Source organism: Methanotorris formicicus Mc-S-70, from assembly GCF_000243455.1.
Lineage (GTDB): Archaea > AGJL01 > Methanococci > Methanococcales > Methanococcaceae > Methanotorris > Methanotorris formicicus.
Genome location: NZ_AGJL01000060.1, coordinates 1 through 9098, shown reverse-complemented (window position 1 = coordinate 9098; position 9098 = coordinate 1). Strand labels below are relative to the sequence as shown.

The 9098-nt window shown below is 32.3% G+C and carries 8 protein-coding genes and 2 pseudogenes; 6 read left to right on the top strand and 4 right to left on the bottom strand.

Features of this window, described 5'->3' with window-relative positions; translation table 11 throughout:
- Positions 1-455 (top strand): annotated as a pseudogene (locus tag METFODRAFT_RS10940) (hypothetical protein); the annotation flags it as partial.
- On the opposite strand, the gene METFODRAFT_RS08500 reads toward METFODRAFT_RS10940, so the two are convergent.
- Together METFODRAFT_RS08500 and METFODRAFT_RS08495 are read right to left on the bottom strand one after the other, a co-directional pair.
- Positions 456-1232, bottom strand: a complete 777-nt coding sequence (locus tag METFODRAFT_RS08500; RefSeq protein WP_007045187.1) for a MinD/ParA family ATP-binding protein — start codon at positions 1230-1232, stop codon at positions 456-458.
- Positions 1233-1324: 92 nt separating this feature from the next.
- Positions 1325-1645, bottom strand: a complete 321-nt coding sequence (locus METFODRAFT_RS08495; protein WP_007045186.1) for a winged helix-turn-helix transcriptional regulator — start codon at positions 1643-1645, stop codon at positions 1325-1327.
- Positions 1646-2199: 554 nt separating this feature from the next.
- On the opposite strand from METFODRAFT_RS08495, the gene bioA reads away from it, so the two are divergent.
- Together bioA and METFODRAFT_RS08485 are read left to right on the top strand one after the other, a co-directional pair.
- Positions 2200-3582, top strand: coding sequence for an adenosylmethionine--8-amino-7-oxononanoate transaminase (gene bioA, locus METFODRAFT_RS08490; protein ID WP_048115804.1), 1383 nt, complete (start codon positions 2200-2202; stop codon positions 3580-3582).
- Between the two features lie 249 nt (positions 3583-3831).
- Positions 3832-4299: a hypothetical protein gene (locus METFODRAFT_RS08485; protein WP_245528979.1), complete on the top strand. Its 468-nt coding sequence runs from the start codon at positions 3832-3834 to the stop codon at positions 4297-4299.
- Here the strand turns inward: METFODRAFT_RS08485 and METFODRAFT_RS08480 are convergent.
- On the bottom strand, positions 4232-5848 hold the full coding sequence (locus METFODRAFT_RS08480; protein ID WP_007045183.1) for a tRNA uridine(34) 5-carboxymethylaminomethyl modification radical SAM/GNAT enzyme Elp3: 1617 nt from the start codon (positions 5846-5848) through the stop codon (positions 4232-4234). The two genes, METFODRAFT_RS08485 and METFODRAFT_RS08480, sit on opposite strands and share 68 nt — an antisense overlap.
- A 205-nt stretch (positions 5849-6053) precedes the next feature.
- Entirely contained in the window at positions 6054-6323 is a 270-nt protein-coding gene (locus tag METFODRAFT_RS08475; RefSeq protein ID WP_007045182.1) for a SemiSWEET transporter, read from the bottom strand.
- Positions 6324-6590: 267 nt separating this feature from the next.
- On the opposite strand from METFODRAFT_RS08475, the gene METFODRAFT_RS08470 reads away from it, so the two are divergent.
- The 3 genes and pseudogenes from METFODRAFT_RS08470 to METFODRAFT_RS08460 all read left to right on the top strand — a co-directional run.
- Entirely contained in the window at positions 6591-7739 is a 1149-nt protein-coding gene (locus METFODRAFT_RS08470) for an ammonium transporter (protein ID WP_007045181.1), read from the top strand.
- A 55-nt stretch (positions 7740-7794) separates the two neighbouring features.
- Positions 7795-8133 (top strand): P-II family nitrogen regulator, encoded by a 339-nt coding sequence (locus METFODRAFT_RS08465; protein WP_007043929.1) that lies wholly within the window; start codon positions 7795-7797, stop codon positions 8131-8133.
- A gap of 134 nt (positions 8134-8267) precedes the next feature.
- Positions 8268-8945, top strand: a pseudogene (locus METFODRAFT_RS08460) (hypothetical protein); the annotation flags it as partial.
- Positions 8946-9098 lie beyond the last annotated feature (153 nt).

The window sequence follows — 9098 nt, the reverse complement described above, 5'->3', positions numbered from 1 at the left end:
TCGAATATGCTTGCGAAAGTCCTAAAAAAAATACTATAAAATCAATCTTTGGAACTGCAACGTTGTCTTTTTGTAGTGTCACAACTGACCACATATATGGCTCATTTTTAGGTATATTGTATCTCGATATTCCAACACATATGTATGCTGAAGTGATTCCAAATTTTGTTGAAGAAAGGCTGTTTATGGTATTAATTGGTACTGTATTCACTACAATGGTAATTTATTTAACAAAAAAGATTTTGGAATACGCTCCAAAGATATACGATAAAATGTTAGAGAAATATATTGACGAATATATGCAAGATAAAAATGATTGTAATGAAGTTGATTTAGAACTTTTAAAAAAATATAACGTAAAATATCCTTCACAAAAAGAACAGAAAGAAATGTTAAAAAAAGTATTCTCACAAATAAGTAAAATGCCAAAAGATGAAATTATTAAGCGAAAATAATTACAATATTAAACTATCTTTTATTCTCTTTAATAATTCAGGGATACTTGTTTTTTTGTATTCTGGAAGTGCCTCTAACTCATCTACTATATTGTCAATTAGTTTGTTGAAGTTTGCATCTGTCTTTTTTACATATAAGATCTCTTTTCTGTTGTATGATTGCTCAAGCAATGCATTCCTTGGAATATCCGCAATGCATTTCATACCGAGTAATTTTTCAATATCATTTATAACACTCTCTGGAACCATGACATCTGACTTATTCAATATAAACCCTACCGGTTTACATTCAAGATAATTCCTTCCTATAACTGCCGCATTAATTGCCCCTTGTAAACTTGGACCGAAAGACATAAAATCCAAAACCAAAACGAAATACTCAGAAAACCCTAAGGAAAGGTATGTCTCTATACCGGTTGTGGTTGTTGGAGCATCAATAAACAAGTAGTCAAATTTTTTTAACCCTATCAATTTTTCAAACGCTTTATATCCATCAATTCCAAAATAATCTTCTAATGATTTTCCACTTGTGATTATGTAAAGGTTCTCAATATCCGTCTCCACCAATATTTCATCAATACTCAAATCTTCTTTAATTGCATCTATAAGTGATTTTTTTATTTCCTTTCCAAAAAGTTGAGTTAATGACTTTGATCCAATATCGGCATCTAATATAACGACCTTCTTACCCTTCATAGCCAGTGCTGCAGCAACGTTTGCAGTTAGAGTACTTTTTCCTGTTCCTCCTTTCGCTATGGAAAATGTGATTGTCTTCATAATATTCCCCACTATTTACCTATTTTTTATTATTTTATGTTTTATGTAATTTTAACCTAAATATAACAAAAAAATTGTGTAAATCAACCGCCTTATTTCTTCTCACCCAACATTCCAAGAATAACCCTTGGTATTTTAACCTCTCTCCATTTGGCTTCCCAAGATTTTACTTCCCCAATAATCCCAATAAGTTCTTCTCCCTTTTTCGTAAGTATATACTTATGAGATTCTTTTTGAATGATATTCTCATGTTCCAATTCATCCAATCTCTCAGCCAAGGTTCTTGTACTTACACCCTTACCTTCCTCGTCAAGGCTTTTTTTCAATGTTGTGAATGTGTTTACTCCTTCCTTAATCTTAAAAATTATATCTATAACCCCTTTTTTTCCCAATAAACTAAATATGTCTTCCATAATATCCTCCTTGAATCAAACATTCTTTAATTAATAATTAAAATACAAAAATCCAAGAAAATTAAATTAGGGGCAATTTATTGAAACCTACATAAGATTATGAAAATATAGATAATCTTGATTGCACTTAAGTACGTGCTTTATATATCTACTATATTATTAATACTTTATGGTACATTATTTAATTATCAATTTGCATTAAATGTCATCTGTAGTTAAATTATTATTAAGGATTCCATATATAGTTGTTTGCATTAAATATTGAAAAATACTTAATAAATTTAAGAGAGATTTACAACCTATTTTAAAATTTAAGACAAATACAACATTTAAAAGGGTATATGAATAAATTCCTAAAATTCACAAACAACTATAGTTTAGATGCATACAATCACTACATCATTATTTGAACGCAGATTTTTGAAAGTGATGATAACTAAGATAAATTTTAAAATTTAGTTCTTCTTCCATAATACGTCACTATGGTCTTATATTATATATTTTTGTTGTATTTATATACATTCCTGTAATTCTCAAAAATCTCAAATGGTGGTATTGTGAATCCAGAATTTCTTGAAAAATGGGATAAGGAGTATGTTTGGCATCCTTATACACAAATGAAGGAATATGTAAACTCAAAAAACCTAATTATAGAAAGAGGGGAAGGTAATTATTTAATTGATATCTATGGAAATAGATATTTAGATGCAGTTTCATCCATATGGTGCAATTTATTTGGACATGGTAGGAAGGAAATAATAGAAGCGATAAAAACTCAGGCAGATAAAATTTGCCACTCTACACTTTTAGGATGTGGAAACGTTCCATCCACACTATTGGCAAAAAAATTAGTAGACATAACTCCGGAGCATTTAAAAAAGGTATTTTATTCAGAGGATGGTGCAGAGGCGGTAGAAATTGCTGTTAAAATGGCATTTGAATATTATGTCTTGAGAGGTGATATGGGAAGAAATAAGTTTATTTCAGTTAAAGAAGGATATCATGGAGATACAATTGGCACTATGAGTGTTGGAGGTAGTGAACTCTTTCATGGAGTATTTAAGCCATTGTTGTTTAAGGGTTATCATGCAGAGACACCTTACTGCTATAGATGCAAATACCATAACTTTAAAGACACTGATGAAAGAAATGAAAAAGGATGTGATATGAGATGCTTAAGTGAGATCGTTGAGTTGATTGAAAAGCATAGCGAGGAGGTATTTTGTGTTATACTTGAAGGGGGGATAATGGGCTCCGCTGGAATGATACCATATCCGGATGGATATATTGAGGAAGTTGCAAAGACATGTAAAGAAAACGACATAATATTTATTCTTGATGAGGTAGCAACTGGATTTGGAAGAACGGGAAAGATGTTCTTTTGTGATAATGAAGATCTAAAAAAATTAAAAAAGCCAGATATACTTTGCCTTGGAAAAGGCATAACTGGGGGATATTTGCCATTGGCGGCAACATTAACAACTGATGAGATATACAACATGTTCCTTGGAGATTTTGGAGAGAGTAGGCAGTTCTATCATGGACATACATATACTGGAAACCAACTCCTATGTTCTGCTGCTTTAGCAACGTTGGAAATTTTTGAGAAAGAAAATGTAATAGAAAATATTCAACCAAAAATAAAACTTCTTCACAGTGAACTTAAAAAACTGAAAGAACTTGAGCATGTTGGAGATGTAAGAGGAAGGGGCTTTATGGTTGGAATAGAACTTGTAAAAGATAAAGAAACAAAGGAACCCTATCCTTACGGATATAAAGCAGGATACAGGGTTGCAGATAAGTTGCTTGAAAAAGGCATTTATATGAGACCAATTGGTAATGTTGTTATCTTAGTTCCACCTTTATCAATAACAGAAGAAGAGATTATTTATTTATGCGATGCATTGTATGATGCAATAAAAGAGGCTGATTTATAAAATAAAAATTGGTTATAATAATTTTTTGTGGTGGGGCATCGTTCTGCGAAATGCAAATTATTATTAAATTAGGTATTAAATGTCATTTAATTGCAAATGGCTATAACAACCAAAAAGGTTTTATTTATGAGGGAAGTTTATAGGCAACTCATTCATATGGTATTTGGAATCCTTACCGCTTTTTCAGTTCGTTATTTTGGAAAGGATATAATATACCCATTATTTATTTTGACATTGGTGGGAATTTTTTTGTATTTTTATCTAAAAAATCACCATATCCCAATAATATCTGAACTCCTTAGATTGTGTGGTAGGAAAAACGAATATGGAAAAGGAGCAGTATTGTTTGCTGTGGGATTGTTGATAACTATGATACTCATAGAGAATATTGATGTTGTGTTTTATGCAATATTGGTTTTTTCTATTAGCGATGCTTTGGCAACGTTAGTTGGCGTTAGGGGAAAGATAAAGATACTTGGAAGAAAAACACTTGAAGGATTTTTGGCATTTTTCATATCTGCAGTTTTGATTTTATACATTCCTTATGGGATTTGTGGAATTTTTGTGGCTTTTGTTGGGGCGTTGGTAGAGTTGATAAGTAGAAAAATAAAGATTGATGACAATCTAATACTTCCATTATTTTTGGCATTTATTTTAAATATTTGCCCATATATGCTCCTATCCTATCATATCCAAACCTTCTGTAGTACTCCCTAACCCCGATACCACTTGTTACTAAAATTTTACTCATGTTGAATTCTTCTTTTGCAATCCTCTCTGCCTCTTCTAAAAGTTTTTTTCCATATCCCTTATGTTGCCATGTAATTTCTTTTATATCCTTTGTTAAAGGTTTTTCCTGCCCACAAACATGTAGTTGTCTTATTAATGCAGTTTTATCATCAATCTCTTTTCTAAATGGTTTGTATGGAATCCTCAATCTCAAATAAGCAATTAAAATATCATTCTTCACATCTTCATAAGATAGGAATATCTCTGTTCCTCCACTTGCCTCATAATCCTCTCTACATAATTTTATGTGCTCAATCTCAGGCATTATGCCTTTCTTGTACATAACATGCCCAACTTCTCTGCACCTTATACATTTGCATTTAATGCCCTTTCTCCCTAAGTTTTTGTAAATTAATTCTCCCAAATTACTCTTCTTAACTCCATCAACGATAACCGTTGCAGGAATATCCCTCTGAATTCTTGAAGTTCTAACCCATTTTGGCATTATGGACTTTACATAAGTTATTAACTCAACCGCCTCATCATCATTTAATGGCTTATATTCCCCTTTCTTCCACATCTCATATAATTCTGTCCCTCTAATAACCAAACATGGATAGATTTTAATTAAATCGGGTTTAAAATCTGGGTTATTAAATATTTCATAAAACATCTTTTTGTCCATCTCTTCTGTTGTGTTTGGCAAACCTGGCATCATATGGTAAGAAACCTTTAAACCACTATCCTTCAACAGTTGAGTTGCTTTTATTGCATCTTCAACAGTATGTCCCCTTTCAACAAACTTTAAGACATCATTATATATACTCTGAACTCCAAGTTCCACCCTTGTTGCTCCCAATTTTAGCATTTGGTTTATATGCTCTTCTTTACAATAATCGGGTCTCGTTTCAATGCACAAAGCAACGCATCTATGCTCTGCAGTTTCATTAAGTTTTTGTGCTTCCTCTAAACTATTTGATATTTTTTTGTTCATGGCATCTAAGCAACCTTTTATGAACCAATCTTGATATTCTATATCTCTTGCTGGAAACGTCCCCCCCATAATAATAAGTTCGACCTTATTTGTTGGATGTCCAACTTTCTCCAACTGTTCCAATCTCACCTTTGTTTGCTCGTATGGGTTGAATTTATACATCAACCCCCTCATTGTCGCTGGTTCCCTTCCTGTGTAACTTTGTGGCACATCTCCAAAGACACTTCCTCTCCCTCCTGGGCAGAAAATGCATTTTCCATGTGGACATTTTTCAGGAGATGTCATTACTGCAACAACTGCAACACCAGATAATGTTCTGACTGGCTTTTTTCTCAATAGTGGAATGAGAATTTTTTTCTCTTCCTCAGTGGCATATTTTAATATCTCAGAGTTTAATGGAAATCCCACATTTAAATACCTAAATTTTCTTAAACACTTTGATTTTATTTGCTCAATTCTGTCTTTTGAAACCTCCTTTTTCTTTTCATATTCGTTCAATATGTTATCAATCATACACCTTATGAATTTCTTGTAATCGTCCATAAAACCACCAAAATTATTGTTTGACATTTATTTTTTGAAAAAATAGTTGATTATATAATTTCCAAACTTTAATTTAATTTTAAAATAGAAATTACATATCTATAGAAGAAATAAAAAAAGGCTTTTAAATTTATTTTTATATTGTAAAAACATCTATAAATATCTTTCTTCAAAACTTATTATCTTTATAATTTACTTTAATAGTTCAACTTCTTTCTAATTCATCCCTTATCTTTAAATACGTTATTGGAATCCAAAACATCAACGAAATTATGTTAAATATTATTATCGGATAGTCGTTCTTCAAAATCCCATAAACAAGCCATAATGAAAGTCCCAAAGTGAAGGTGACTACAAAATAAAGTGAAACCCCACTCATATCATTTGTTTTTAATGATTTTATTAGTTGAGGTAGGGAAGCAAATGTTGTCAATGTTCCAGCAATATAACCTATCATATCAAACTCTATCGCCATAAACATCCCAAATCCTTTTTGATATTTATGTTTTTATTTTATTCATAATCTATTATAGACAATTTGTGATATTTATTTCTATGCCTAACTTAATGTCCTTATACTCTCAAAATTAACTTATTTTTATTCTAAATTCGGTTAAAAGAAATCGGCTTCTATTTTCCGTGATAAATTATTTATACATTAAAAGGAAATTGGGATGTAGGAAGAAGTATTCCTATTGGCGACAATGTCCCACTTTGTAGCAAAAAATAATAAGGTGGAAATATGGAAGGAATTGATGTGTTTTTCTTTTTATGGGCTGCATCGTTGATATTCTTTATGAAAGCAGGGTTTATAGCGTTAGAAATTGGTCAGTTTAGCCACAGAAATGCTGCTTATCATTGTGTTTTGAAATTGTTGGACTTAGCGGCAGTGTTTATTGGTTATTTGGCTATTGGTTATGGAATATCCTATGGATTTGAAAATATAATACCTTTGATATTTGGAGGATTTGATGCTGAATTAGGAGCATGGTTCATGAAGATGGTCATGTTCGCTGCTGCTGCAGTAACAATCATAACAGGAGGAGTTGCAGAGAGAATAAAAATCCTTCCATACTTCATTGGGGCTTTAATTGTTGGAGGTATTTTATATCCAATTGTTGAGCGTTTAGTATGGGGCGGAGGATTTGAGGCGTTAGGAATTGCCTTCCACGACTATGCAGGAAGTGGAGCAGTCCACTTGTTTGGTGGTTTGGTTGGTTTAATGGCTGCATGGGCATTGGGGCCAAGAGTTAAAAAGTATATAAATGGCATTCCGCAGGCACTTCCAGGACATAACATCCCATTGGCAGTTTTAGGGGCATTTATATTGGCATTTGGATGGTATGGATTCAACATTGGAAGTGCGGCAAGTGTTGGAGACGGTTTGGAATTAACAAGAGTCGCAGTAGCAACAACAATGGCTCTTGCTGGAGGTATCATTGGTGGGGCATTAAGTTCAAGAAATGACCCACTCTACACTGCAAACGGTATGTGTGCAGGGTTAGTTGCTGTTTGTAGTGGAGTAGATTTATTCACTCCAATAGGGGCTTTAATTGTTGGATTATTGGCAGGTTTGCAACAACCATTCACATTCAAATTTATTGAAGAGAAATTGAAAATTGATGACGTTTGTGCTATCGGACCAGTCCACGCAATGAGTGGTTTAATTGGGGTTATATGTGCAGGAATTCCATTCTTGTTGAGAGAACCAACAACATCATTTGTTGGGCAAGTGTTAGGGGCAGTTGTGATAGGTTTAATTGCAATCGTTGGTGGAGCAATTATCTACAAAGGATTAGATGCAACCATTGGCTTGAGAGTTCCAAAAGAATCTGAAGAAGTTGGGTTGGATGAAGGAGTGTTACAGGTAAGTGCATACACAAATGACTAAAAAACTTTTTAATTTTATTTATTTTTAGTTTTAATTTTAGTTTTAGGGGGATATTATGAAAAAGATAGAGGCAATTATAAGAACTTCAAAGTTAGAGGATGTAAAAAATGCATTAATCAAAGAAGGATGTAAAGGTTTAACAGTTAGTGAGGTTAAAGGAAGAGGAGTCCAAGGAGGAATTGTTGAGAGATACAGGGGGAGAGAATACGTTGTTGATTTATTGCCAAAGGTAAAACTTGAGATGGTTGTCAACGATGAGGATGTAGAGAAATTCATTGGTATAATTTGCGAAAATGCTAAAACAGGAGAGTTTGGAGATGGTAAGATATTTGTCGTTCCAGTAGAGGAAGTTGTAAGGGTAAGAACCGGAGAAAGAGGAAAAGATGCTCTATAAATAATTTCACATTTTTTACTCTTTTTATTTACCTATTTTTTATTATTTTCTGCCTTTTTTAATAATTCTAAATCGATAATTTTATTAGAGATTTTTTACAGAATATTTTTTAGTGTTGTTTATTGGTGGGTATTATGGTTTTTGGTATATTCAAAAAATTAAAAAAGAAATCCATTGAAGATTTTTTAAAAGATAAGGATATTTTAACAATAAAATTAGAAAAGCCACTGGATTGCTTATGCGATTTTACATACAACTTTATATGGCAAAGCAACTTTGACCACAACCAAAAAGTAGTTGATGACATAACCTACAAAGATTTGGTTGAACATCTAAAAAATAAAGGAGTTGTCTATATAAAAGGAAATGTTGGGAAGAAATTCTGCTCTTCTATGGGAGCAGATTTGAAATACTTTGGAGGAAAGGGAGGAAAAATTGAAGTAGGAACAGTAGTTATTGATGGGAACATTGACACAAGGTTTGGCATCAGTATGGTCTCTGGAACGGTTTATGTCAATGAGAAATCCACCATAAAAGAGCCAATAGGCAATGTAATTGAAGTTGAGAGTGATATTGAAGGATATAGAAAATTTATATCCATTACTGAATTCGTTGAAAAAAGACATAACGAAAAACTTCTAAAACCAAATAAATTCAAGAATGATGAATTAATTATTAATGATAAAATTGTTAGAGACACTGTTGGAGCAAGATTAGAAAAAGACGTCACCATTATTGTAAATGGAAACGTTGATTTAAGCACTGGCATACTGATGAAAAATGGGAAGGTTATTGTAAATGGAAAATCTGGGTAGGACTTTCGCAAATACATTTAAATACTTAGATTAACAATAAACCAGCTTCTTTACATAAAGAGATTATGGCATTCCCAACGGCTATTCGATTTAGTTCTCTTCTAAACTCATACCAAGTAATCTTTTATCGATTCTAATTTCTCTAAAATA

Bases quoted from the DNA above. Each gene is read 5' to 3' on its own strand.
- METFODRAFT_RS08500 (WP_007045187.1), bottom strand. From the start codon at position 1,232: ATGAAGACAATCACATTTTCCATAGCGAAAGGAGGAACAGGAAAAAGT.
- METFODRAFT_RS08495 (WP_007045186.1), bottom strand. From the start codon at position 1,645: ATGGAAGACATATTTAGTTTATTGGGAAAAAAAGGGGTTATAGATATA.
- METFODRAFT_RS08480 (WP_007045183.1), bottom strand. From the start codon at position 5,848: ATGGACGATTACAAGAAATTCATAAGGTGTATGATTGATAACATATTG.
- METFODRAFT_RS08475 (WP_007045182.1), bottom strand. From the start codon at position 6,323: ATGGCGATAGAGTTTGATATGATAGGTTATATTGCTGGAACATTGACA.
- METFODRAFT_RS08470 (WP_007045181.1), top strand. From the start codon at position 6,591: ATGGAAGGAATTGATGTGTTTTTCTTTTTATGGGCTGCATCGTTGATA.
- METFODRAFT_RS08465 (WP_007043929.1), top strand. From the start codon at position 7,795: ATGAAAAAGATAGAGGCAATTATAAGAACTTCAAAGTTAGAGGATGTA.